Origin of the sequence: Gordonia oleivorans, from assembly GCF_040044975.1 — a bacterium.
GTDB lineage: Bacteria > Actinomycetota > Actinomycetes > Mycobacteriales > Mycobacteriaceae > Gordonia > Gordonia oleivorans.
Genome location: NZ_JBDZDI010000009.1, coordinates 134,808 through 159,897, shown reverse-complemented (window position 1 = coordinate 159,897; position 25,090 = coordinate 134,808). Strand labels below are relative to the sequence as shown.

Here is a 25,090-nt window from a genome sequence, read left to right as displayed (position 1 = left end):
GTCATGCCACGTAAAGGCCCCGCACCCAAGCGTCCCCTGATCAACGACCCCGTCTACGGATCGCCGCTGGTCACCCAGCTGGTCAACAAGATCCTGCTGGACGGCAAGAAGTCGACCGCCGAGCGCATCGTCTACGGTGCCCTCGAGCAGGCCCGCGACAAGACCGGCACCGATCCGGTCATCACCCTCAAGCGCGCCCTCGACAACGTCAAGCCGACCCTCGAGGTCAAGAGCCGCCGCGTCGGTGGCGCCACCTACCAGGTGCCGGTCGAGGTCAAGCCCGGCCGCGCCAACACCCTGGCGCTGCGCTGGCTGGTCACCTTCAGCCGGCAGCGTCGCGAGAAGACCATGGTCGAGCGTCTCGCCAACGAGCTGCTCGACGCCTCCAACGGTCTCGGCGCCTCGGTGAAGCGCCGCGAGGACACCCACAAGATGGCCGAGGCCAACCGGGCGTTCGCGCACTACCGCTGGTAACCCGAAGCTTGCTTCGGGTTGCGGCGGAGCCGCGGCTTCGACAAGACAGCCTTTAGTCCTTTCAACAATTCCCGGAGGGAATTAGATGGCACAGGAAGTGCTCAGCGACCTGAAGAAGGTCCGCAACATCGGCATCATGGCCCACATCGATGCCGGTAAGACCACCGCGACCGAGCGAATCCTCTACTACACCGGTGTCAACTACAAGATCGGTGAAACCCACGACGGTGCCTCGACCACCGACTGGATGGAGCAGGAGAAGGAGCGGGGTATCACCATCACCTCCGCTGCGGTGACCTGTTTCTGGAACAAGAACCAGATCAACATCATCGACACCCCCGGCCACGTCGACTTCACCGTCGAGGTGGAGCGCAGCCTGCGCGTGCTCGACGGTGCCGTCGCCGTGTTCGACGGCAAGGAGGGCGTCGAGCCCCAGTCCGAGCAGGTGTGGCGGCAGGCCGAGAAGTACGACGTCCCGCGTATCTGCTTCGTCAACAAGATGGACAAGCTGGGCGCGGACTTCTTCTTCACGGTCAAGACGATCGAGGATCGTCTCGGTGCCAAGCCGCTGGTTCTGCAGCTGCCGATCGGCGCCGAGGACAACTTCGACGGCGTCGTCGACCTGATCGAGCAGAAGGCGATCACCTGGCGTGGCACCGTCGAGATCGGCGCTGCCCCGACCATCGAGGAGATCCCGGCGGATCTGGTCGATCAGGCCGCCGAGTACCGCGAGAAGCTGCTCGAGACCGTCGCCGAGAGCGATGAGGCGCTGCTGGAGAAGTACTTCGGTGGCGAGGAACTCTCCGCCGAGGAGATCAAGGGCGCCATCCGCAAGCTCACCATCGCGCGTGAGTTCTACCCGGTCATCTGCGGTTCGGCCTTCAAGAACAAGGGCGTGCAGCCGATGCTGGACGCGATCATCGACTACCTGCCGTCCCCGCTGGACGTGCCGAGCGTCGAGGGTCACGCGGTGGGCAACGAGGAGGAGATCCTCTCCCGCAAGCCCAGCGCGGATGAGCCGTTCTCGGCTCTGGCGTTCAAGATCGCCGCTCACCCGTTCTTCGGCAAGCTGACCTTCGTGCGTGTGTACTCCGGTCACATCAGCGCGGGCACCCAGGTGCTCAACGCCACCAAGGGCAAGAAGGAACGCATCGGCAAGCTCTTCCAGATGCATGCCAACAAGGAGAACCCGGTCGACGAGGCCTGGGCCGGACACATCTACGCGATGATCGGGCTCAAGGACACCACCACCGGTGACACCCTGTGCGATCCGAGCGCGCCGATCGTGCTCGAGTCGATGAGCTTCCCGGACCCGGTCATCAACGTCTCCATCGAGCCGAAGACCAAGTCCGACCAGGAGAAGCTCGGCACCGCGATCCAGAAGCTCGCCGAAGAGGATCCGACGTTCTCGGTGAAGCTGGACGAGGAGACCGGCCAGACCGTCATCGGCGGTATGGGCGAGCTGCACCTCGACATCCTTGTCGACCGCATGAAGCGGGAGTTCAAGGTGGAGGCCAACGTGGGCAAGCCCCAGGTGGCCTACCGTGAGACGATCCGTCGTCCGGTTGAGAAGCACGAGTACACGCACAAGAAGCAGACCGGTGGTTCCGGCCAGTTCGCGAAGGTCATCATCAAGCTCGAGCCCCTGGTGGACGCCGAGGACGGTGCGACCTACGAGTTCGAGAACGCCGTCACCGGTGGTCGCGTCCCGCGCGAGTACATCCCGTCGGTGGATGCCGGTGCGCAGGACGCCATGCAGTACGGCGTGCTCGCCGGCTACCCGCTGGTGAACCTGAAGGTGACGCTGCTCGACGGTCAGTACCACGACGTCGACTCGTCGGAAATGGCCTTCAAGATCGCCGGTGCGCAGGCTCTCAAGGAGGCTGCGAAGATCGCGAACCCGGTGATCCTGGAACCGATCATGGCCGTCGAGGTCACGACTCCCGAGGATTACATGGGTGACGTGATCGGCGACCTGAACTCCCGCCGTGGCCAGATCCAGGCCATGGAGGAGCGCAGTGGTGCCCGTGTCGTCAAGGCGCAGGTTCCGCTGTCGGAGATGTTCGGCTACATCGGCGACCTCCGGTCGCGGACCCAGGGCCGGGCAAACTACTCCATGGTGTTCGACTCCTACGCCGAGGTTCCGGCGAACGTGTCGAAGGAAATCATCGCGAAGGCCACCGGCGAGTAATTCACTCGCCCAACGGCTTTCACGACGCACTCCCTGGCCTTTTCGGCGGGGCGGGCGAGAAAACCAAAAGTAAAATCCCTGCTGGGATCCGCCCAGCAGGCAACAAGTCCAGGAGGACAATCAAGTGGCGAAGGCGAAGTTCGAGCGGACCAAGCCGCACGTGAACATCGGCACCATCGGTCACGTCGACCACGGCAAGACCACCCTGACCGCGGCGATCACCAAGGTCCTGCACGACAAGTTCCCGGAGCTCAACAAGAGCTTCGCGTTCGATCAGATCGACAAGGCTCCCGAAGAGAAGGCTCGTGGTATCACGATCAACATCTCGCACGTGGAGTACGAGACCGAGAAGCGTCACTACGCTCACGTCGACGCCCCGGGTCACGCGGACTACATCAAGAACATGATCACCGGTGCGGCTCAGATGGACGGCGCGATCCTCGTGGTCGCCGCCACCGACGGTCCGATGCCGCAGACCCGTGAGCACGTGCTGCTGGCCCGCCAGGTCGGTGTGCCCTACATCCTGGTCGCCCTGAACAAGGCCGACATGGTCGACGACGAAGAGATCATCGAACTCGTCGAGATGGAGGTCCGCGAACTGCTGGCCGCCCAGGAGTTCGACGAGGAAGCCCCGGTCGTCAAGGTCTCGGCCCTGAAGGCTCTCGAGGGTGACCCGGAGTGGGTCAAGTCCGTCGAGGAGCTCATGGACGCGGTCGACGAGTCGATCCCGGACCCGGTTCGCGAGACCGACAAGCCGTTCCTGATGCCCGTCGAGGACGTCTTCACCATCACCGGCCGCGGCACCGTGGTCACCGGTCGTGTGGAGCGCGGCGAGGTCAACGTGAACGAGGAAGTCGAGATCGTCGGCATCCGCGAGAAGTCGCAGAAGACCACCGTCACCGGTATCGAGATGTTCCACAAGCTCCTCGATTCGGCTCAGGCGGGCGACAACGCCGGTCTGCTGCTCCGCGGCCTCAAGCGTGAGGACGTCGAGCGTGGCCAGGTCATCGTGAAGCCGGGCACCACGACCCCGCACACCGAGTTCGAGGGACAGGCCTACATCCTGTCCAAGGACGAGGGCGGCCGTCACACCCCGTTCTTCAACAACTACCGTCCGCAGTTCTACTTCCGTACCACCGACGTGACCGGCGTCGTGACCCTCCCCGAGGGCACCGAAATGGTCATGCCGGGCGACAACACCGAGATGAGCGTCAAGCTCATCCAGCCGGTCGCCATGGACGAGGGCCTGCGTTTCGCCATCCGCGAGGGTGGCCGCACCGTCGGTGCGGGTCGAGTCACCAAGATCACCAAGTGATCGTCTGACTCACTGAGTCGAAAGGGCGCCCCAACCACGAAAGTGGTTGGGGCGCTTTTTGCTGTGCGTGATTTCTACCGCGACGTTCCCGCGCACTCAATCCCTTCCCGCGCAACGAGATGAGTACGCGGGAAGCGAATGGTTGCGCGGGAAACCGTGTCTGGTGCCGGGCTCTTGCCCGGCCGGTCGGCTCAGGGCTTGTTGGCCGGCCAGTTGTAGATCAGATCCAGCAGGCCGGTGCCGTTGCCCTTCGAGGTCTTGGCCGTGCTGTTGATCAGATAGTAGGTCTGGCCGACACCCGACCACACGGCACCGACCACCTGATGCTCCATGCTCTCGGTGGTCGGGAGGACCTTGTTGAGCTCGTAGAACAGGTTGGGTAGCGCGCCGGTGTACTTGACGACGCGGAACCATGCGTCCTTGCGCAGCGGTGTCTTGTGCCGGTCGTTGATCCGCAGTTTGACGTTGGCCTGCGGACTCATCCAGTCGCTGATCTTGGTGACCGGCTGGATCTGCCGAAGATCCTGGAATGTCGGGTAGTTGACCTGCGCCAGATGGATGTGGAGCTGGTCCTGACCGCGTTTGTCCTTGGAGTTGACGCCCAGCGCGATCGGCGACGACGGCTTCGCCGGGACATTGGCCACCGCCTCGCGCCATGCGGCGGCCCACCAGTTGGGCGGTGAATGCAGCAGGTAGCTGCATTCGATCCCGGAGATGCGGTTGGTCGGGATCAACAGCAGGTCGGTGTTGGAATGCGGATTGTCCCCGCCATGGCGAATTGCGTAGTACCGGTTGGGAGTCGACGAGATCTGCCGGACGTAGTCGTTGCTGCCGGCACTACCGGGGGTGCGTCCCTTCACCTGATCCCACAACCAGAATTCGCTTCTGCCGGTGCTCGCCACCGAGTCGTTGGGGTCTCCGCACCCGGCCGGCGGGGCACCCCACGCGATGCCGGCGGCGCCGGTGCCGGCCACGGCCCCGATGCCGATGGCCGCCGATGTCGTCAGAAAGGTCCGCCGGCTGACGCCGCGTGGCTGGTTGTGGGATGTGTTGTCCATGCTGCTCGGCCCTCTCGCCGATGAGCCACCGGCGTGCTCGTCTGAGCCGATAGTGTGCCACCGTCGCGGTGGCGGGTTGCGGGGATTGGCAAAATCTCCCTCAGCGTTTACTCAGCTTTGACGGCGACGGAGCAGTCGGCTGCGCAGTGATGCAGGCCGGTGATCGGTGACCGGCGGTTCCCACGCGCCGACGGCGATCAGATGCTCGGTGAACGCACCCGCCTCCTCGTCACCCGGCCGTCGGGGCCGGCCACGCGCCCACTCGACGAACAGCTCACCGAACCGGCATCCCAGCTCGGCCCGGGCCAGCGGCAGCCGGCGCGCCACCTCGCCGGCCCGCTTGCGCAGCAACGCCTCCTCGGTGATCAGCAGGCGGTTCGCGTCGACACCCGCTGGTGGGGCGCCGCCCGCCACGAGGGCGCGCACCAACTCCTCCTGGCGTTCGGCGAGCGTACGGCGACCGTCGGTGCTCACGACGCCGCCCACCAGCCGCTGCCCACGGTGACCCGGTCCATCCCGGCGGCATCGGCGATCGCGTCCAGCTCGGCGAGCAGTTCCCGCGCCGGGGGATAGGCGCCGTCACGTTCGAGCATGAACGCCGGGGCACGCCCGGTCGCGGCGAGCCGGGCGACGAGATCGAGGACGGGTGCCGGGACCGGGTCGGTGTGGGTGTCGTGATACACCGTCCCGTCCGACGATCCGCCGGCCACGTGGCAGTATGCGATGCGTTCGGTCGGAATCCGGGCCAGCTCCACCGCCGGGTCGGTACCCGAATTGAGCGCGCACGCATACACATTGGCGACATCCAGGAGGAGATACACCCCGGTGCGTTCGATGATCTCGGACACGAATTCTCCTTCGGTGTATTCGTCCTCGGGCCAGGTGAACAGGGCCGCGATGTTCTCCACCGCCAGCGGCACCGGGAGGCTCGCCTGAGTGCGGATGATGTTGGCGCACAGCACGTCCAGCGCCTCGCGGGTGCGCGGGACGGGCAGCAGGTGCCCGGCCTCGAGGCCACCGGCGCGGACGAAGGCGATGTGCTCGCTCACCAGTGGGGAGCGCAGCCGCATGGCCGCATCGGCCAACACCGCGATGCGCTGATCCGATACCGGTTCGGCACCGCCCAACGACAGGCCCACACCGTGCGGGATCACCGGGACAGCAAGTGCCACAAGCGGATCGATGTCGATGTGGGCGACGGTCTCGGCGATCACCTCGCAGAATCGCAGGCCGGGAAGGTCGGCGACGACGGCGGCGATCTCGGGCCGCCAGCCGATGCCGATGCCGCCGATCGGGCTCGGGTCCATCGGAGGGGTCGGTCGGTCAGCCACCGCAACCACCTCCGCCGCCACCGCAGCTGCTCGAATTGCTGCTGCCGCCACCGCAACTGCTGGAACCGCCGCCGCATCCGAAGAATCCGCCGCCGTCGGAGCCGCCGCCATCGCCGAGGAATCCCCAACTGGTGGTGCGCCGGTGGGTTCTGCGCGGTGCCGGGGCGGTTGCCACGCGGGCGATGGTCGGTCGCGGTGCGGTGGTCGTCGGCAACGCGGCCGGGTTCGCGGCCAGTCGCGCATCCACCAGCGACATCGCCTCGGCACCGAAAAGTGCTGTGGCAAGCGCACAGTGACGCACCCCCATGGTGGTCAGGGCCGGTCGCCACCGCGGCTCGAGAAGGGTGTTCGCCCGCCGGTGTGCCGACAGTGTGGCCGCTCCCCGGGCGGTGAGGCGACGTGGGCGGATCAGGCAGTACACGGCCACCGCGACGAGGCAGGCCACCATCAGCGCGAGGTAGCCGATCGGCTTGCGGTTGGCTGCGCCGGCCACCATCCGCGCCGCGCCGAGAAGGATTGCGGGAGTGAGGATGCCGATCCCGAGCGCGCGTGGCCGGGAGTACAGCAGGCCCTGCTGTGACATGGTGAAACGCAACTCCCGCAGGGCAATCGCCGCGTCGCGCACCGGGGCGGTCGTCGTCCGGGGGAGACGGAGGTGCACCGCGCGGACGAAGGTGTCGTGGACCGCCTTGTCGATCTCGCCGAGCTCGCGGGTCGCTCGCCCGGTGGAGTCGATCAGACCGGCCGCGCGCAGTTGGGTGACGGCGGCGAGGACGGCCCGCTCGTCGGAGATGAGCATGCCGACCTGCGCGGCAGTGAGGTCGTCGGTGTCGATGCGGGTGGCGTCTGCCGGCAGGCGGCGAATCACGACGACGCACACGGCCGTCGCGGCGACGATCGCGTAGATCGCCAGGAAGGTGGGACCGGGGATACCCCAGGTATCGGGTCGGGTCATGAGAGTGCACCGCCTTTCGGGTAGGGGGCAGGGCCGGGGCGGCGACGCCGCCTCGGGGAGGATCACGGCAATGACGCCATGGGTTCACGCGAGCGAACGGACCTGTCGATCGACGAGGTCGGGGAGATTGATGTGGTTGGTGCGCAGCGTGTTAGGTGACGAGAGGTCAGACGTGGGTGACGCTGCGGGCCGCGACACCGGGGGCCTGATGATGCGGGAACTCGGTGTCGGCGGGTTGGCAATTCATCTTCTGGCCACCTCCTCGGTGTCGTGTGCCGTCTCCGCGTGGGAGACGTTGTCCGTCAGTTGATCTCAGTATCGGGACGATCGGCGGATTCGCCACACCGGGGTGGCCTTCGCGGCCGTTTCGTGACCTTTTGCACCGGAATCTCTCAGAATCGTGGAGCCGGGCGTAGGCTGGGCCGCATGTCGATGTTCGGCGTCGAGGGGACCGGGCCGAGATTTCCGAGCTATCTGCGCACGTTCCTGCCGACCTTCCTGTTCGTCATGGTGTGCGGCATCGTCGGGCCGATCTTTCTGCTCATGTACTTCGTGATCGACGAACCGGACACCGGATGGATGCTGTGGTCGGGTCTGGGCATCACCATCCTCGACGTCGTCATCGCGGTCGTGGTGTCCACGGCGGTATCGCGGTCGCGGGTCCGGGCCACCCGGCTCCGGGCGACCGGCGTCGTCGCGGTGGCCTACATCCGGTCCATCGAGCAGACCAATGTCACCGTCAACGATCAGCCGCTGATGCGGCTCGGATTGCGGGTCGAGGGACGCGGTGTGGTGCCGTTCGACAAGGTCATCACCGCGCGGGTTCCGATGTACCGGCAACCGATGCTGCATGCGCGTCGTCTCGCGGTGCTCGTCGACCCCGAGACGCAGGAGATCGAGGTCGACTGGCAGGGGTCGGCACTGCTCGCCGGGACGGTACCGGCGGTGTTCTCGTCCAGTGCCGACGGTCGCACCTACGATCTCACCGGCAACGTCGAGGCGCTGACCGAGATCATCTCGATCCTGCACCGGCATGGCATCAGGGTGCAGGGCTCGGTCGACCTGCGGAGTGATCCGGTGGCGCGCCGGGAGGTGATGGACGTGGTGATGCGATCGTCGGGGGCCGTGACGCCCGTCGGTGTCGCCGGCCCGGCGCGCTCCGCGGTCACTCCGCCGCTGTCGGCGGTCACTTCGGCGGCATCGGCGCGCGGTCCCGAGCAGCGTCTCGCCGAACTCGACGCTCTGCGCGGGCGCGGCGTCATCACGGACGAGGAGTACGCTGCGGCGCGAAAACGGGCCATTGACGCACTCTGAGATACCTCAGGAGTCACACTAGTAACATTCAGTCACAATTGCCACTTGGGTAACTGACCGATCTCAATGTCGGCGCCGCATGGTCACAGCCCTGGTCGTCGGGGTGAGGGGCGGCTTAATGTTCGGCGGTGCGTTCAGTTCTGAGGCGGTCGGTCCACAAACGTAGGGGCCGACGAATAGTGGCTGCGGTCATCGCTCTTGCGGCCGTGGCGGTGACCATGGCCGGCGGTGTCGGCGACGCGGAGGCGTCGACCTTCAACCGGATCAGCGTCGGCGGATGCGGCATGCCCGCGAGTCCCGTCGACATCTGGAGCCGGGCCGGCAACTACAAGACGGTCATCGCCCTGGACGGTCTCCGCGCGACCAGCGACATGAGCGGGTGGCGGCACGAGACCCGGATTCAGCGCCTGGCCAATTCCGGCGTCAACGTCGTGGAACCGGTCGGCGGTCTGGCCAGCTTCTACACCAACTGGGAGAAGGCCAGCCCCGGCAACAAGGTCCGCTACCGCTACATGTGGACCTGCCGGCTGGACCGGATCGTGGCGGCCCTCGACGCGCGTGGCCTGGCGGTCGGTCCGTGGCGCAAGTACGCGATCATGGGCATCTCCATGGGCGGCGGATCGGCGATGATCTACGGCGCCTACCACCGGGCGCGCATCTCCCACGTCTTCTCGATGTCGGGATATGTGAACCTGTCCGCGCCGACGATGCGGGAGGCCATCCGGCTGGCGCTGATCGACGCCGGCGTCGAGGCGGGGGTCGGTCCGTTCGACGCCGATTCGATGTGGGGACCGCCGTGGAACGAGCGGTGGGGCAAGAACGACGCCCTGGTGCAGTTGCCGAGGATGCGTGGCATGAAGATCCGGGTGGCCGCCGGATCGGCGACCTGGGGGCCCTATAACACCGATGCGGTCAACTCGGTGAAGGGCACTCCCCTGGAGATGGTGTCCCTCGCGCAGTCACGGGCCTTCGAGGTGGCCGCGAGTCTGCAGGGCATCCCGATCACGACGGACTTCCCCAACGTGGGGACACACACGTGGGGCTACTGGGAAGACATGGTCTGGCGGGCGAAGAACGCCGGATGGTTCAGGGACCGCTGATCGTGGACCAGGTGCCGACAGGGGATGCGGCACCTGGAACGGAAACGATGAGCGGCTGCGTTGCGGCACACCGTCGACGACGCGGCACCGGACCTCGCACGACGAGGGTCGGTACCGCGTCGTCGACGGTGCCGTGTGAAGCGGTTCACCAATCGTCGAGCGAGGCGTAACCGTCCTGGATTGCGCGGGCGAACAACGCCGACTTGGTGGTGGCGGCCCGTCCGACGTTGTCGTACTTGGTGCGGATGCGCGCGACGTGGGTGCTGACCGTCGAGACACTGATGAACAGTGCCGCGGCGGCTTCCTGCTTAGACTCGGCGCGCAGCCAGGCGGTCAGGACCTCGATCTCCCGACGGGACAGCCGCGGCCGGACCGGGTCGGCCCGCTCGACCGCGTAGAGGTGACGGATGTGGACGTTGTGCCCGGGTCGGTCGGTGGATCGGGGGGTGTCGTGGGTGGTGATGTCGAGCTCCTTGTGATGCGACGTGCCTGACCCGACCCAAGCGGCAACGACGTGAGGTGTGGTAATCCCTGTTGTAGGTGATCCTCACCGTGGTCACCGACAACCGACGCCGCGAAACCGCCGTTCGCGGTAAGTCGATACATTTGTCGATACGTTGACCTGCGCGAATACGAACGAGCGCCGACGATGAGAGGACGTTCGCAAGCGATGGGGCCGGACGCCGTTTCGACCCGCGACGAGCTGGGCCGGGCGTTGACGGGGCTGCGTGAGCAGTCCGGACTCAGCGTCCGCGACGTCGCCGCCGAGGCCGACGCCCTGCTGGGAACGGTCGCCGGCTGGTTCGCCGGGCAACATGCACCGACGCGCGCCAGCCGGGACATGTTCGAGCGGGTGCTGGCGGCCTGCGGGGTCACCGATCCCGACGATGTGGCGCGGTGGTGGGCCGCCGCCGAACGATCGTCGCGACGGCAGCGGCGTAAGGCGTCGACGGTCGCGCCGTATCGGGGATTCGCGTCGTTCACCGCCGAGGACGGTGCGTGGTACTTCGGCCGTGGTGCACTCGTCGACAGGTTGGTGGCCATGGTGCGTGCTCGACTGCCCGACACCGCGCCTGCCGGGTCGGGCCAGTGGTTGTCGGCGGTCGTCGTCGTCGGTGCCTCCGGTGTCGGCAAGTCGTCTCTGGTGCGCGCCGGGCTGCTGCCGTGGGTCGGGGCCGACGGGGAGCTGACCCAGTGGCATGCGGCGCTGATGGTCCCGGGCAACGATCCCGTCGCCGCGCTCGACGAGGCTCTCGCCGAGTTGCCGCCGGCCACCGACGGCGGGCCGGTCCTGCTGGTCGTCGATCAGCTCGAGGAACTCTGGACACAGAGCAGCATCGAGGTCCGTCGCCACTTCGTCGAGCGACTGGATTCATCCTTCCGCGACCGCCGCTCGGTGATGGTCGGCGTGCTGCGTGCCGACTTCTACGGTCGCGCGGCGGCCAGTCCGTCGCTCGCCCCGGTTCTCGCCGACTCGCAGATCCTGGTACCTCCGATGACCCTCGACGAGCTCCGCGAGGCGATCGTGGCGCCGGCCGAGATCGCCGGTCTGGCCATCGACGACGACCTCGTGACGATGCTCCTCGACGACGTCGCACCGACCGGTGATGCCGGTGCGGGTGTGCTGCCCCTGATGTCGCACGCCTTGCGTTCGACGTGGGAGAAATCCGACAAGCGCAGGCTCACCGTCGGCGACTACCTGTCGACCGGGCGGATCTCCGGCGCGGTGGAGCAGACCGCGGAGTCGGTGTACGACTCCCTGAGCGAGACCGATCGGATTCATGCGCGGCACGTCCTGCTGGAGATGATCAACGTCGACGAGGACACGGTGACGCGGCGGACCGTCACGCTCTGCGGGCTCGGTGCCGATGGGGATGACCCGGATCCGGCGACCGCGCGGGTCCTCGACACCTTCGCCGCGGCCCGGCTGGTGACCGTCTCTTCGACGCACGCGCAGGTCGCCCACGAGGCGTTGTTGACGGCGTGGCCTCGCCTGCTGGGCTGGATCGACGCCGACCGTGAACGGCTGCTGTTGCGGCGTCGGCTGCGGTCGCTGGTGGAGCCGTGGGAGGCCCACGGTCGTCCCGATGATCTGCTTCCGGTGCGTGCACGCCTGGAACTCTTCCGTCCGCTGGCCGACGACGCGGTGTCACTGGACAGGTCGAGCCGGGACTTCCTGGAGGCCGGTGCCGCCCGCCTCGCGGCCCAGGAGCGTCGGGAGTTCCGGCGCACCCGGCAGTTGCGCCGATTCGCGGTGGCCGCCGGTGTCTTCGGTGTCGTCGCCGTCCTGGCCGCCGTCGCGGCGGCCGCCGCGGGCCTGCACATTCGTGATCAGCGGGAGCAGGCGCAACTGGCCACCAACCAGGCGTTGAGCCGTCAACTCGCGGTGCAATCAACCGTCCTCGCCGAGCGGGATCCGTCCCTGTCCGCGCAGCTGGCCATGGTGGCGTACCAGACCTCCCCGACGCTGGAGGCGCGATCGCGGCTCATCGATGCGTCCGCTCATCCGGTGCCGGCGCGGTTCCTCGGTGAGGCCGGGTCGGTGTTGCTGGCGCGGTCGGGGACACTGCTGGCCGCCGCCGGCGGTGGTGGCCAGGTTCGGATCTTCAGCGTGTCCGACGCGGGGATCGAGCACCAGCTCGCCGACTTCCGGGCACCCGGCGGAGGCGGGCGGCTCGGCGGTGTGGCATTCCTGCCGGGCACCTCGACGCTGCTCCTCGGCGGGCGGGGCACGCTGACCGCGTGGGACGTGTCCGATCCGCAACATCCGTTGCGGGGCATCGACTTTCCTGGGGTCCGCGGCGACGTCAACGCGCTCACCGTCAGCCCCGACGGCCGGTTCGTGGTGGCCTCGGTCCGCGATGTCGGAGTGCAGGCATGGGTGCGTGCGGCCGACCGCTGGCAACCGGTGACGTTGCCGGACAAAGTCTCCGGGGTTGCCGGTGCGGCGGCATTCCGCCCCGACGGGCGGGTGCTCGCGACCAGCAGCGCCAACAAACGGATCGACCTGTGGCGCATCGACGGGGATTCCCTCCTGCCGACCGGCGAGATTGCGTTGGACGCGTGGCGGGACAACGAACTCGCGCAGGGGATCACCTTCACCCCGGACGGATCGAGACTGCTTGCCGCGCTGCGAAGTCGGGTCATCGAGGTCATCGACGTCACCGATCTCGCCGCACCGAGAGATGTCGCATCGCTCGGCGGGTTCGATAGCTATGTCACCGCGGTGGCCGTCAACGCCGCGGGCACCCGGGTTGCCGGTGCGGGTGCCGACAACACCGTTCGCGTCTTCGACCTGACCAATCCGACGCTGCCGCCCCAGATCTTGAACGGATCGTCGAACCCGGTGTCGGTGAGTTATGCCGGTGACCACATCATCTCCTCCAGTGATGATGGGCGCGTGCAGGATTGGCCACCGACCTCGAATGCCACGCTCGTCGGCACCAACAGCGTGTATCAGATCCCGGTGAACGGGAATGCCACCCGGTTGCTCGCCGCCGACACCGGGATCGACGGCCGGATCACCCAGTGGCGCGTCGGTGCGGGCGGCCTGGAACGGGCCGGACCCGACCTCGTTCCGCCCGCGGGAGTGGTCTACTCGGGGGCCGTGACGATGTCGCCCTCGGGTCAGATCGCGACGATGGGAACCGTCACCGGGACGGTGCAGTTCGCCGACATGTCGGATCCGGCGCATGCACGGATCGTCGGTTCCGTCGACGCGCAGCAGACCCTCAACGAGACCGTCGACTACAGCGAGGTCTCCGGAGTGGCCGTCACCGGCGGCACCGACAGCACCTTCCTGACCGTCATCGACGCGTCGAACCGGTCGGCTCCCACCGTCGCCGCGCGGATCGACATCGGCGGTGGCGTGTGGTGGACGTCGCTGAGCCCGGACGGACGCACCCTGGCGGTGGCCACGTCCACCGGGGCGGTGAAGACCTACGACGTCACCAATCCCCGAGCGCCCCACGCCCATCCCGATCCGATCACCTTCGACGGGGCCGCGCTGGCGGTGCGGTTCAGTCCCGATGGCAGGAGGCTGGTCGCCACCTCGGAGGAACGTGACGTCGTCGTCGCCGACATCTCCGACCCGAACTCACCGCACACGGTGGCCCGGCTGTCGGGGCCGGCCGGGCAGCTCTACAGCGCCGGATTCTCCTCCGACGGCAACCGCGTGATCGCCGGTGGCGGGAACTCGGAGATCTGGGTGTGGAATCTCGACGACGGGGGTACACCCGAGGTGGTTCTGCGGTCCTTTCCCGGTCGGGTGTACGACGTCCGGTTCGTCTCCGGGAACCGGATCCTGGCAGCCGGGGAGGGCGGCGTGATCGAGTCGTGGACACTGGGTCCCGATCAGCTCATCGGCGCGCAATGTGCCCGCGAGGGTGCCCAGATCACCCCGGACGAGTGGGAGATCAACGTCCCGGGGATGGCGTACCGGGCCCCGTGTGACTGAAGGGGTGTGCGCGGTGGTTCGCACTCGCTGGTAGCTTGGGCGCGATGCGACTGCTGCACCGTGCCACGCAATCCGGTGACCTGGCGTTGGCTGTGGCCGCGGCCGGGGGCACGGCCGATCGCCGTCCGCCGGTCCTGCTGGTCCACGGGATGGGCGGTGATCACGGCACCTGGCGGTCATTCGCGGCGGCGTTGCGGCGAGCGGGACGGTCGGTCGTGGCGGTGGATCTGCGCGGGCACGGTCGCAGTGGGCGGGCCGACCAGTACGGTCTCGACACCTTCGCCGACGATCTCGGATTCATCCTCGACGAACTCGATGTGCCGCGCGTCGACGTGGTGGCCCATTCACTGGGTGCGCAGACGGCGCTGCGGCTGGCGATGGCGCAGCCGGATCGCGTCGGGTCGATGGTCCTCGAGGAATTGCCGCCGATGCCGCGCGATCAGGCCGATCTCGACGAGAAGATCGTCGTCGGCGCGGGCCTCGGGGAACGGCTGCGTGGCATCGGTTCGTTGTTGCTCAATCCGATGCCGGTGGTGCGGTTCGACCGCGCCGTCGGCGAGCAGGTCGGTGCCGAATTCGCGGTGGCACAACCCCGATGGTGGGATCGGCTGCCGGGGGTCTCGGCTCGCACGTTGATCATCTCTGGCGGAACCCGTAGTTTCCTTCCGCCGCAGCATCTTCGGACGGTCGCCGACACCCTGCCGAATGCGCGGTTCGAGGTGATCGATGCCGGGCACAGTGTGCATCGCGACCGTAAGGCCGACTTCGCCCGGGTGGCAGGGGGATTCCTCGACGCAGGGGCGACGCACCGATGAGTTCGGGCGAGCGCTGGGATGCTGCGTCCCGGAGCGTGGGGGAGTTCGCCGAGTGCGTGGCCGAGATCGGCCTGGGAGACCACGCCGCCGCGCCGAGTGCCCTGGCGCGTCCCGTCGGTCAGACTGATTCCTGCGCAAGGAGTCCCGGGCGTCGCGTCGCGGCTGGGCGGGCTGCCCGGCCTGCCCGACGGCCGAATGGACCCCGCCCTGGGAAACGTTCCGGCGGCCCGGGCATCCCGATCCCCTACGGCCCAGCCGTGTGAATACCGCCGGCCGGCGAGGTCTACGCAGCCGGCTTGTTGTGTAGTGGCCGCGGATCCACACCCACCTGCTGCCACGCCTCATACGCCCACGGCACGTACAGCGACTTCAGTGGCAGCCGGTTGACCACCGGATTGGCCGCCCGCATGAGTGCGGCGAATCGCTGGAAGCGCTTCTCTCGCTTGTCATCCCATTCGAGATCGCACACCTCGCGCATCTGCTGGGGCAGTGTGCCGACGATGACGGTGCGGATAAAGGCGTTCAGCGGCGCCGAGATCACCTTCCACACCGGTTTCGGGATGCGCTTGGGTGCCGGGAGTCCCTGGCGGATGTAGCCGGTCGCGTAGACGATGGTCTTGTGCGGAACGAACCGCTCGAGCATGTCGTCCCAGTACGCACAGAATTCGGCGTAGGTCTGTGGTTGACTGCGGGCGCTGACACCATACAACTCGTACCAGACCTTGCTCTCCTCGAAGATCTGTTCCTTCTCGGCCTGCGAGAGTCGTCGGATGAAGGTGTCGGTGATGTAGAGGACCTGGTCGACGAAGGTGGCGTGCGCCCAGTAGAACAGCTCCGGATTCAGTGCGTGATACCGCGATCCGTCGCTGATGGTGCCCTTGATGTCGCGGTGGAAGTCGCGGACCGTGCGGCCCCACTTGGCAGGTTCGAGGCTGTAGACGGTGCGCATCACCGGCGGGCCGGTCCGCCGCGCGCGACCAAGGAAATCGTTGAAGATCACCGAATGGTCCAACACGGCCTGCCCGAGCTGTTCGATGCAGTTCTCGGTGCCGGCGAGGCGTTGGAAGCCCAGGATGCCGCGGCTGTCGCCGTAGAACTTCCAGATGAGTGAGTCCGCGCCGAGACGCGGGGTGGGCAGCGCGTCGTCCAGGTCTGTCTCGTCGATGACGGGCTCCGCCTCGCGGATCGCCTCGTCGAAGCCCTGGTTGACTGTCATGACAGGACGATAACCCATGAAGAGACGGTTTTCCAGATCTGTTTCAAAGTCGTTCTTGTCGTCCACGTCCCGAGAGGAGAGTCCGGTGAGTCCCATGTCGTCGCCGACGTCGCTGCCGCCGGTGGCCGAACTGCTCGAATCGGCGATGGTGGTGCGTCTGCCGATGCGCACCCGGTTCCGGGGCATCACCGCACGCGAGGTGCTGATCTTCTGCGGGCCGGCCGGCTGGGGTGAGTTCGCACCGTTCGTCGAATACGACGACGTCGAGTCGGCCGCGTGGCTGGCCGCCGGGATCGAGGCCGCCTACCTCGGCCCGCCCGAACAGGTCCGGGATCGCGTGCCGGTGAACGCGACGGTGCCGGCCGTCGCCGCCGACGAGGTGGCCGCCATCCTGGCCCGATATCCCGGAGCCACCACCGCGAAGGTGAAGGTGGCCGAACCCGGGCAATCGCTGGACGACGACGTCGCCCGGGTGGCCGCGACGCGGGCGGTGGTCCCACGAGTCCGCGTCGACGCCAACGGGAAGTGGTCGGTGGATGAGGCGATCCGCGCCCTGCGCGCGATCGGCGACCTGGAATACGCCGAGCAACCCTGCGCGACGGTGGAGGAACTGGCCGCAGTACGCCGCGCCGTCGACGTACCCATCGCCGCCGACGAGTCGATCCGCAGGGCCTCCGACCCGATGCGGGTGCGTGCCGCCGACGCCGCCGACGTCGCCGTCATGAAGGTGGCGCCGCTGGGCGGGATGCGATCGGTGCTGCGCCTCGCGCAGCAGATCGGATTACCCGTCGTCATCTCCAGCGCTCTGGATTCCGCGGTCGGGATGACGGCCGGGGTCGCGGCGGCGGCGGCCCTGCGGCGGCTCGATCTGGCCTGCGGGCTCGGCACGGGATCCCTGTTCACCCATGACGTCGCGCCGCCGTTCACGCCCGTTGCCGGCGCGTTGACGCCGACGTGGTTCGGCCCCGACGACCTCGTTCGCGGCGACCTCGAGAACCCCGATGCCGCGACACTCGCCGACGACGAACGCCGCGCGTGGTGGTGTGCGCGTCTGAGGCGGTGTCATGCCGTTCTGAGCGCGGCGCGGTCCCGGCCCGATGATTCCGTTTCCTAGGAACACATGAGATGATCTGTTCCAATTGGCTGTGTGTCGACCCACATCGGCATCGTCGACGAAAGGGAAAACCGTGAGCGCGATCGTTGCACCGGCGCCCGCCGGAAGTGGGCTCACCGCCGTTCCGCGCGTGCAGCGCAACGGCATCCTGGAGATCATGGCGATGCGCCGCGATCCGTTCGCCTACGGTGCGGCCCGACGTGCCGAACTCGGACCGGTGTCCGGCCTGAACGCCCTCGGTATCCAGACGGTGACCGCCGCCGGAGCCGATGCCGCCGGTGAGGTCCTGATGAACAAGGACCGCGCCTTCGCCAGCGGCCCGGCATGGAGTTACTTCATCGGCCCGTTCTTCAATCGCGGTGTGATGCTGCTCGACTTCGAGGAACATCGCCACCATCGGCACATCATGCAAGAGGCGTTCACGCCTGCCGCGCTCAAAGGCTACATGCAGGAGATGTCCCCGCTGATCGCCGACGCGATGGGCCGATTCCCGACCGGCCGGGTGTTGATGCTCGACGAATTCAAGTCCCTGACACTCGATGTCGCGCTCGAGGTGTTCCTCGGCGTCGAACTGTCCCGGGATCGCGCCGAGCGCCTGAACAAGGCCTTCATCGACACCGTGCGCGCCGGGGTCGCCTATGTGCGCGCACCGGTTCCGGGTGGCCGATGGTGGAAAGGGTTGCGCAGCAGGAAGGTTCTCGAGGAGTTCTTCTTCGAGCAGATCCCGGCCAAACGTGCGCGGGCCACCCCCGACCTCTTCTCTGTGCTCTGTCACGCCGAAAGCGATGAGGGACATCGGTTCAGCGACGAGGACGTCGTCAATCACATGATCTTCGTGTTGATGGCCGCCCACGACACCTCGACGATCACGATGTCGCAGATGGCCTACCGGATGGCGGCCGCGCCGACATGGCAGGAGGCCGCGCGAGCGCAATCGCAGGAACTCGATGGGCACCTCGGCTACGACGACCTCGCCCGACTCGACGTGCTGGACCGGGTGATGAAGGAGTCGCTGCGGTTGTGCCCGCCGGTTCCGGCACAACCCCGGATGGCGGTCAAGGACACCTCGGTGCAGGGGTTCTTCGTCCCCAAGGGGACAATCGTCTCCATTCCGCAACTGACCAATCACCGCGACCCGGAACTGTATTCCGATCCCGACACCTTCGACCCGGACCGGTTCGGTCCGGAGCGGGCCGAGGACAAGTCGCATCGGATGGCGTGGATCCCGTTCGGAGCGGGTGTCCACAAATGCATCGGTCTGTACTTTGGGCAGATGGAGATCAAGACGATCATGCATCGCCTGCTGCGGGGGTATGAGTGGTCGGTGCCCGGCGGCTATGAGATGCCGATGGACTACAGCGCGCTACCGGTGCCCAAGGACAAACTGCCGGTGACGATGCGACGGCTCTCGGCGGCGGGACGATGACGATGGATGCCGACGTCGCAGCGGAGACCGTGCGCCGGCGTAAGGTCCGCAACACCGACAGTCCCGCCGATCAGAATGCGGCCATCCTCGCCGCCGCTGCCGCCGAGTTCACCGAGGTGGGAGTGCGGCGGGCCAACGTCGACGAAGTCGCGCGCCGGGCCGGTGTCTCCCGCTCCACCCTTTACCGGCGGTTCCCCAACAAGGAAGCACTGCTGATCGGCGTGGCGGAGGAACTGTACGAGAACGGGATGGTGCAGCTGGACTCCGCGGTGCGCGGGCTGGGACCGAAGGAAGCAGTCGTGGAGGCCTTCGCGGCGGGTGCGGCGATGATCTCCGACGACCCGCTGATGCGGCGGCTGGTGTTGACCGACCACGACATGGCGCCCATCACCGGAACGGTGACGGCGCTGTTCATCGACATCGCGACCGGCCGGGTCGCGTCGACGCTCCGCTCGGCGGGGGCGCAGATGCCCGACGAAGACCTTCTCGAGGCGGTGGAAATTCATGTGCGCCTGGTCATTTCGTTCCTCGAGACACCTGCGACCGATGAGTCCCGCCGCGAACCGGATCGGGTGCGAGCGTTCGCCGAGAAGTTCCTGGCACCGATGATCTGGTGATCCGGCCCTGTGCCGATCACGTTCGACCACGACATACCGACCGCACCGAGGGGGACTCCGCATGACCAGCCGCACCCGACCATTCGGCAACACCGATCCGCAGGCGATTCGGGATCGACTGTCCGACAAGGTCATCGCGATCACCGGCGGTGCCCGGGGAATCGGCTTCGAAACCGCCACACAGCTTCTCGCCGCCGGTGCACGGGTGGCCATCGGTGACATCGACGGCGAGGTGCTCGGCAAGGCCGCCGCCGACCTCGGCGTCGAGGGCATCGAGGTGGACGTGACCGACGGGGCGAGCTTCACCGCGTTCCTCGACGAGGTGGAACAGCGACTCGGACCCGTCGACGTCCTGGTGAACAACGCCGGCATCATGCCGGTCGGCTCCTTCCTGGACTTCGACGAGGCTCTCATCCGGCGGACCTTCGACATCGACCTGGTCGGGGTGATCCTCGGCAGTCAGATCGCGGCGGCACGGATGGTGACCCGGCGCTCCGGGCAGATCGTCAACATCGCCTCCGTCGCCGGTCGCCTGCCGATGCCCGGGCTGGCCATCTACAACGCCGCAAAATCCGGCGTCATCGAATTCTCCGAGGCGCTCGACGCCGAGCTCTCCACCGACGGCGTCCGGGTGAGCACGGTGATGCCGACATTCACCCGCACCGGCCTCATCTCCGGCCTGCAGACCAACCGCTACATCCAGACCGTCGAGCCGGGTGTGGTGGCCGCGGCGGTCGTCGGGGTGATTGCCGAACCGCGGACCCGGGTCGCCGCGCCGCGGTCGATGCGCTGGGTCGACGCCAATCCCGTGTTCCCCCAGGCACTCAAGCGCCTGACCCGGCGACGCACCGGACTCGACCGCGTCTTCATCGACATCGACGCCGCCGGCCGCGCCGACTACGACGCCCGCATGCGTCGCTGAACGGACCACCACCGGCCACTACCGGGGCAGCACCACCACCGGCACCGACGAGTGGCGGATCAACTTGGCCGACCGCGACCCGATGAACACCTGCGCCAGAACACCTTCGCGGGTGGAGCCGACCACCAGTACTTCGCCGTCGAGCCAGTCGATGGAATCGAAGGCCTGACGCCAACCGCGGCCGGAGGCGACGACGCACTCGACCCCGGACGGGATCGCTCCCTCGTCGATGAGTGTCTGATGGTCGCGTTCGGACTGCGCCTTCCACTCGTCCAGTACCGCGCTCTCGGTGGACAGGCCCACCAACGGGGGATACATCGCGCCGCCGCGAACGGCAAAGGTGACCACCCGCAACGGAACCCGGGTGCTCTCCCAGGCCTCTCGGGCGCGGGTGAGCACCGCCTGCGCCTCGGCGCCCGATCCGGAGATCGCCACGGTGATCCGGGTGAGTTGCCCGTCCCTGGGGGAGCGGTATCCGCGGGGTGCGATGGCCACCGGAACCGGGGATTTGTGCAGCAGCGCGTCGCCGGTGGAACCGATGACGATCTGGCCGAGCTGACCTTCGCTGGTGGAGCTGATCACCAACACGTCCGCCGACGACTCCTGTGCCCGGGCGATCAGCGCCGCCGACGCCGTCCGGTGATCGAGTCGGGTGAACGTCCACCGCAGGTCCGGCGGATAGATCTCCATGTACTCGGCGACCTCGTTGCGGGCCGCGGTGACGATCTGATCGGTCCACGCCGCGAACTCGGCGTCGACCTTCGCCATCGACGGTGTGGTCCACGGTTTGGGGACGACGGTTGCCACCTCCAGGTCGGTTCCGGCGGCCTCGGCGAACATCGCGCCGAGTTGCACGCCGCCGGTACCGCCTTCGCCCTGGGCGTAGCCGACGAGGATGGTCACGGAAACCTCACCTCACTTCTTGCCGACGGAGATCACGCAGGGGCTCTCCGCGTCGAGATCGACCTCGGCGGTCATGGTGTCCTCGGGTGGGTACTGCCCGGAGTCCCCGGTGTCCTGGGCGATGGTGAACGAGGCCGAGTAGTTGTCGTCGCCCTTGTCGGCGGGAATGCCCTCGAGACTGACGCTCGAACCGTTGTACACGGTGGTGCCCAGGACGGTGGTCGTCGAGCCTTGTCGGAGTTGATCCACCAGGGTTGCCGCCGGGCTGCCCGGGCAGGCGAGGGCGGTGGCGTCCTCCCAGCTCTGGTCGCCGATGGCGGTGAAGTAATCACTCAACAGTGCGGTGGCATCGGTCAGCGGGGCGCTCGCCTCGCTGCGATCCTGGTGGTTGTACCAGGCACCGAACACGAAGAAACCCAGCAGCAGCGCAGCGACCACCGCGGTTGTCGTCTTGAACCTCGACGACAGAGGCGTACCCTCACCGACCGCGAGTTCCTCCGGCGTGAGGTCGTTGAGCCTGCTGTTGCGGCGGCCCCACAGCAGGTAGAACGCTACGAACACCAGCACCCACGCCGCGAACGCCAGATAGGTGACCAGGTGCAGCCCGGACAGAATCCACAGGCATGCCGCGATCGACAGGATGGGGGTGACCGGATAGCCGGGCACCTTGAAGGTGCGTTCCAGGTCGGGCATGGTGTTGCGCAGGATGATCACCCCGGCACTGACCACCATGAAGGCGACCAGTGTGCCGATGGACACCATGTCGATGAGTTTGCCGATGGGCAGCAGGCCGGCGAGGATGCCCACGACCACCGACACGATGACGGTGTTCCACACCGGGGTCATCGTCTTCTGATTGACCTGCGAGAAGGCCTTGGGCAGTAGCCCATCTCGGCCCATCGCGAAGAGGATGCGGGTCTGACCGTAGATGACCACGAGGGTGACCGAGAAGATCGAGATCACCGCGCCGGCGGCCAGCACGGTGCCCGGCCAGGTGGAGTGCGTGATGTCCTCGACGATCACCGCCAGGCCGGCGTCCTGCTGTTCGGGGCTGGCGAACTTGGGCCAGGCCTGGGCCCCGATGCCCGAGATGGCGACGAGCAGATACACCGTGATGACCACGACGAGAGCGCCGATGATGGCGCGCGGCATGGCTTTCTGCGGGTTCTTGACCTCGTCGCCCGCGGTGGAGACCGCGTCCAGACCGATGAAGGAGAAGAAGATGGCGCCGGCCGCGGCGGTGATGCCGGCAGCTCCGAAGGGCGCGAAATCGGCGAAGTGGTCGGCCTGGAATGCGGTGAAACCGATGGCGGCGAACAGCATCAGGACGAAGAGCTTGATGCACACCATGATGGTGTTGGTGCGCGCGGATTCACTGGCTCCGCGGATGAGTAGCAGGCAGCACAGCGTGACCAGAATGGCCGCCGGCAAATTGAACCATCCCGGATCTCCCGAATCGGGGAAAGGGGACTGGGACAGGAAGTTCGGGAACTGGAAGCCGAACAGGTTGTCCAGCAACTTGTTCAGGTAACCGCTCCAGCCGACCGCGGTGGCCGCCGCGGAGACCCCGTATTCGAGCAGCAGGCAGGCGCCCACGCCGATGGAGACGAGTTCGCCGAGCGTCGCATACGAGTAGGAGTAGCTGGAACCGGAGACCGGTACCGAGGAGGCCATCTCGCCGTAGCAGATGGCGGCCAGCCCGGCGGCGAAGCCCGCGATCAGGAACGAGATGATGACGGCCGGGCCGGCGTCGGGAACCGCCTCCGGCAGTACGAAGAAGATGCCGGTGCCGACGGTCGCGCCGACACCGAACAAGGTCAACTGGAAGGTGCCGATGCTCCGTTCGAGGTGCGCCTCGCTCTCGCCGGTGCCCGGCGCTCCCTCGCCCCGGACGGGCTTGCGCCGGAATAAGGTGGTCAACATCGACTGCTGTGGTTGTGTCATCGTCGGCCCTCCCGATCAGGTGGTGGGTCAATTCTGCTGTGTGTGCGGAGAATGCGCAGCGCAATGACCGGATTCGGCAACGCTCATAAACCGCACTGATCGGTCCGGATATGGTGGGTGGGCCCGCCGTCGAGGCGGGTGGGCCACCACGGTGGGTGGCCACGGGGTGGGTGGCCATGGAAGGTGGGCCGGCGATGCCAACGACGCATATTCGGCGTGACCGCGAGGCACGCCGGGAACTGCGTCGTGCGCTCGACGATCTCGCCGATGCCCAGCGGGACGCCGGTGTGCGTGACCCGGCGCCGCGGTGGTGGTGGATCGGCACGGGGCTCGTCGTGATCACTGCGCTGATCGCCGCAACACTTGGTGTGGTGGCCTGGATCCGGGCCGCCGACGCCTACACCGACGACGATTTCGAGGCGACGGCGTCGCGGGTGGTGGGTTTGCTGCTCAGCCCCGATGCGACTGCACCACAACGGGTTCGTGAGATTCTCGACGACGCCGGCGGTGGTTTCTACGACGAGTTCGCGCAATCGGCGGATGCCTACACCGCCTTCGTGCGGCGCAGCGGCACCGTCGCCGCCGCCACGATCGACGGCACCGGGGTGGCCACCCGGACCGCGTCGTCGGCGACGGTGCTGGTGGCGGCGACGGTGGGATATCGCCGCGACGGGCAGGCCGACGCCGATCGCCGTTTCCGGCTGCGGATCGGCGTCGCCGAAGACGCCGGTCGACTCAAAGTGGCGGCGGTGCAATACCTTCCATGAAGTGGATTTCGGCAGCTCGATCGCGTGGCGACGGTGTCATCTCGCCGACCGTCGCACTGGTGTCGGCCGGGGTGGCACTGATGATCCTGCTGGTGTTGACCGCATCGGTGATCCGGGAGGTGCGGGCGTACTCCGAGGACGCGGCCGTCGCCGACAACCGCACCACCCTGCGTGCCCAGGCCGGCGACATCGTCGCCGCGGTGTTCTCCGTCGACGCCGCACACTGGCAATCCGATCGGGCCCGGGCCCGATCGATGATCGCCGGGGACTTCGCGAATTCCTATGCTGCGCAACTACAACGGCCACCGGCGTCGGGTGTTGCCGCCGTGCGCTGGCGGGCCGAGGCCGTCGCACTGGTCGACGTCGGTACCGAGCGCGGAGCAACCCTGATCCGTGCGAGCGTGACCACACGCCCCGATCAGGGTGTCGAGATCACCGAACACAGCAGTGTCCGTGCCGATTTCGCATCGCGTGACGGGCGTTGGCTGCTCACGTCGGTGGAGGTGGTGCAGTGACCCCGAAGGATACGACGCAGTCCGTGCGGGTCTCCCGGGCCGCCGACCGGGTCGTCGCGGCCACCCGCACCGCGCGCCTCGCACGCATCGCGGCGGCCGACGACCTGCGCGCCCGCGCGCGCCGGCGATCGCGGATGTTCCGATACGGCATGATTCTCGCCGTGCTTGTCGCGGTGGCGCTGGCGATCACGACCATCGTGTATGCGACCCTCGATCATCGTGCCGATGGCCGCGCGGCCACCGATGACGCGGTGCTGACCGCGGCCGGCTCGGCGACGACCACCATGCTCAGCGCCGATCCGGCGCACGCGGAGACCTACGTGAATGCGGTGCTCGCGCTGAGTTCGGGCCCGCAGCGCGACCGGGTCGAGCGGTCGGCGAGAGCCCTCGCGGCGGCGGTGGCCGCGCAGCCGGTGGCGAGCACGGGCCGGGTGATCTCGTCGGGCCTGGTCACCGATCCCGACTCGGACGACACCGGGACACGGGCCGAGGTCCTGCTGGTGGCGCAGGCCTCCGATCCGCAACTCGTCGGCGGTGACCCCGACGCCGATCGGGTCACTCTGCGGTTGAGCATGATTCGCGGTGCGGATGGTTGGCTGGTGGATTCGGCGGTGGTGGCGTGATCGGCCGGCGGGGACGGATACGACCCCTGGTGCG

General features: G+C 67.5%; 22 protein-coding genes and 1 pseudogene. 15 read left to right on the top strand and 8 right to left on the bottom strand.

Annotated elements, in window-relative coordinates; genetic code table 11:
* The first annotated feature begins 3 nt into the window (after window positions 1-3).
* The 3 genes from rpsG (at window position 4) to tuf (ending at window position 3,980) form a co-directional block, all read left to right on the top strand.
* Entirely contained in the window at window positions 4-474 is a 471-nt protein-coding gene (gene rpsG, locus ABLE92_RS15170; RefSeq protein ID WP_348805623.1) for a 30S ribosomal protein S7, read from the top strand.
* 85 nt (window positions 475-559) lie between these two features.
* Window positions 560-2,665, top strand: coding sequence for an elongation factor G (gene fusA / locus ABLE92_RS15165; RefSeq protein WP_348805622.1), 2,106 nt, complete (start codon window positions 560-562; stop codon window positions 2,663-2,665).
* Between the two features lie 124 nt (window positions 2,666-2,789).
* Complete coding sequence (tuf, locus tag ABLE92_RS15160) at window positions 2,790-3,980, top strand: elongation factor Tu (RefSeq protein WP_348805621.1); 1,191 nt, start codon at window positions 2,790-2,792, stop codon at window positions 3,978-3,980.
* A 191-nt stretch (window positions 3,981-4,171) separates the two neighbouring features.
* On the opposite strand, the gene ABLE92_RS15155 is transcribed toward tuf, so the two are convergent.
* From ABLE92_RS15155 to ABLE92_RS15140, 4 genes are all read right to left on the bottom strand, one after another.
* A complete protein-coding gene (locus ABLE92_RS15155; protein ID WP_348805620.1) occupies window positions 4,172-5,038 on the bottom strand; it encodes a CDP-diacylglycerol diphosphatase in 867 nt (288 codons plus the stop codon).
* A gap of 111 nt (window positions 5,039-5,149) precedes the next feature.
* Window positions 5,150-5,512 carry an SCO6045 C-terminal-like domain-containing protein gene (locus ABLE92_RS15150; protein WP_348805618.1) on the bottom strand — a complete coding sequence of 121 codons (363 nt, stop codon included), beginning with the start codon at window positions 5,510-5,512 and terminating at the stop codon, window positions 5,150-5,152.
* Window positions 5,509-6,345 carry an MbnB/TglH/ChrH family RiPP precursor modification enzyme gene (locus tag ABLE92_RS15145; RefSeq protein ID WP_348805651.1) on the bottom strand — a complete coding sequence of 279 codons (837 nt, stop codon included), beginning with the start codon at window positions 6,343-6,345 and terminating at the stop codon, window positions 5,509-5,511. Before ABLE92_RS15145 ends, ABLE92_RS15150 begins: the two co-directional genes overlap by 4 nt.
* A gap of 16 nt (window positions 6,346-6,361) precedes the next feature.
* Window positions 6,362-7,324 (bottom strand): TIGR04222 domain-containing membrane protein, encoded by a 963-nt coding sequence (locus ABLE92_RS15140; RefSeq protein ID WP_348805616.1) that lies wholly within the window; start codon window positions 7,322-7,324, stop codon window positions 6,362-6,364.
* Between the two features lie 172 nt (window positions 7,325-7,496).
* Here ABLE92_RS15140 and ABLE92_RS15135 point away from each other — a divergent pair, with 172 nt between their 5' ends.
* The 3 genes from ABLE92_RS15135 (at window position 7,497) to ABLE92_RS15125 (ending at window position 9,738) form a co-directional block, all read left to right on the top strand.
* Window positions 7,497-7,634, top strand: a complete 138-nt coding sequence (locus ABLE92_RS15135) for a hypothetical protein (protein WP_348805615.1) — start codon at window positions 7,497-7,499, stop codon at window positions 7,632-7,634.
* 116 nt (window positions 7,635-7,750) lie between these two features.
* Window positions 7,751-8,638 carry an SHOCT domain-containing protein gene (locus ABLE92_RS15130; protein WP_348805614.1) on the top strand — a complete coding sequence of 296 codons (888 nt, stop codon included), beginning with the start codon at window positions 7,751-7,753 and terminating at the stop codon, window positions 8,636-8,638.
* A gap of 218 nt (window positions 8,639-8,856) precedes the next feature.
* Window positions 8,857-9,738, top strand: coding sequence for an alpha/beta hydrolase (locus ABLE92_RS15125; protein WP_348805650.1), 882 nt, complete (start codon window positions 8,857-8,859; stop codon window positions 9,736-9,738).
* A gap of 145 nt (window positions 9,739-9,883) precedes the next feature.
* Here the strand turns inward: ABLE92_RS15125 and ABLE92_RS15120 are convergent, their stop codons facing one another.
* Window positions 9,884-10,147: a response regulator transcription factor gene (locus tag ABLE92_RS15120; protein ID WP_348805649.1), complete on the bottom strand. Its 264-nt coding sequence runs from the start codon at window positions 10,145-10,147 to the stop codon at window positions 9,884-9,886.
* 261 nt (window positions 10,148-10,408) lie between these two features.
* On the opposite strand from ABLE92_RS15120, the gene ABLE92_RS15115 reads away from it, so the two are divergent.
* A complete protein-coding gene (locus tag ABLE92_RS15115) occupies window positions 10,409-14,194 on the top strand; it encodes an nSTAND1 domain-containing NTPase (RefSeq protein ID WP_348805613.1) in 3,786 nt (1,261 codons plus the stop codon).
* 44 nt (window positions 14,195-14,238) lie between these two features.
* Window positions 14,239-15,009: an alpha/beta fold hydrolase gene (locus ABLE92_RS15110; protein WP_348805611.1), complete on the top strand. Its 771-nt coding sequence runs from the start codon at window positions 14,239-14,241 to the stop codon at window positions 15,007-15,009.
* Between the two features lie 283 nt (window positions 15,010-15,292).
* Here ABLE92_RS15110 and ABLE92_RS15105 read toward each other — a convergent pair whose 3' ends face one another.
* Window positions 15,293-16,225, bottom strand: a complete 933-nt coding sequence (locus ABLE92_RS15105; protein ID WP_348805609.1) for an oxygenase MpaB family protein — start codon at window positions 16,223-16,225, stop codon at window positions 15,293-15,295.
* A gap of 94 nt (window positions 16,226-16,319) precedes the next feature.
* Here ABLE92_RS15105 and ABLE92_RS15100 point away from each other — a divergent pair, with 94 nt between their 5' ends.
* The 4 genes from ABLE92_RS15100 (at window position 16,320) to ABLE92_RS15085 (ending at window position 20,304) form a co-directional block, all read left to right on the top strand.
* Window positions 16,320-17,339: an o-succinylbenzoate synthase gene (locus tag ABLE92_RS15100; protein WP_348805648.1), complete on the top strand. Its 1,020-nt coding sequence runs from the start codon at window positions 16,320-16,322 to the stop codon at window positions 17,337-17,339.
* Between the two features lie 73 nt (window positions 17,340-17,412).
* Entirely contained in the window at window positions 17,413-18,765 is a 1,353-nt protein-coding gene (locus ABLE92_RS15095; RefSeq protein WP_348805607.1) for a cytochrome P450, read from the top strand.
* A 2-nt stretch (window positions 18,766-18,767) separates the two neighbouring features.
* Window positions 18,768-19,382, top strand: coding sequence for a TetR/AcrR family transcriptional regulator (locus tag ABLE92_RS15090; protein ID WP_348805605.1), 615 nt, complete (start codon window positions 18,768-18,770; stop codon window positions 19,380-19,382).
* A gap of 61 nt (window positions 19,383-19,443) precedes the next feature.
* The gene (locus tag ABLE92_RS15085; RefSeq protein ID WP_348805603.1) at window positions 19,444-20,304 is read left to right on the top strand and encodes an SDR family oxidoreductase; all 861 of its coding nucleotides are present in this window, start codon (window positions 19,444-19,446) and stop codon (window positions 20,302-20,304) included.
* 18 nt (window positions 20,305-20,322) lie between these two features.
* Here ABLE92_RS15085 and ABLE92_RS15080 read toward each other — a convergent pair whose 3' ends face one another.
* On the bottom strand, window positions 20,323-21,207 hold the full coding sequence (locus ABLE92_RS15080; RefSeq protein WP_348805602.1) for a universal stress protein: 885 nt from the start codon (window positions 21,205-21,207) through the stop codon (window positions 20,323-20,325).
* Window positions 21,208-21,705: 498 nt separating this feature from the next.
* Window positions 21,706-23,151: pseudogene (locus ABLE92_RS15075) on the bottom strand (amino acid permease); the annotation flags it as partial.
* A gap of 194 nt (window positions 23,152-23,345) precedes the next feature.
* Between ABLE92_RS15075 and ABLE92_RS15070 the strand changes: the two are divergent.
* From ABLE92_RS15070 to ABLE92_RS15060, 3 genes are read left to right on the top strand one after another with little or no spacing between them, the layout of a single operon-like run.
* Window positions 23,346-23,918, top strand: coding sequence for an Rv1363c family protein (locus tag ABLE92_RS15070; RefSeq protein WP_348805600.1), 573 nt, complete (start codon window positions 23,346-23,348; stop codon window positions 23,916-23,918).
* On the top strand, window positions 23,915-24,433 hold the full coding sequence (locus ABLE92_RS15065) for a hypothetical protein (protein ID WP_348805599.1): 519 nt from the start codon (window positions 23,915-23,917) through the stop codon (window positions 24,431-24,433). Before ABLE92_RS15070 ends, ABLE92_RS15065 begins: the two co-directional genes overlap by 4 nt.
* The gene (locus ABLE92_RS15060) at window positions 24,430-25,056 is read left to right on the top strand and encodes a hypothetical protein (RefSeq protein ID WP_348805598.1); all 627 of its coding nucleotides are present in this window, start codon (window positions 24,430-24,432) and stop codon (window positions 25,054-25,056) included. Before ABLE92_RS15065 ends, ABLE92_RS15060 begins: the two co-directional genes overlap by 4 nt.
* The last annotated feature ends 34 nt before the right edge of the window (window positions 25,057-25,090 follow it).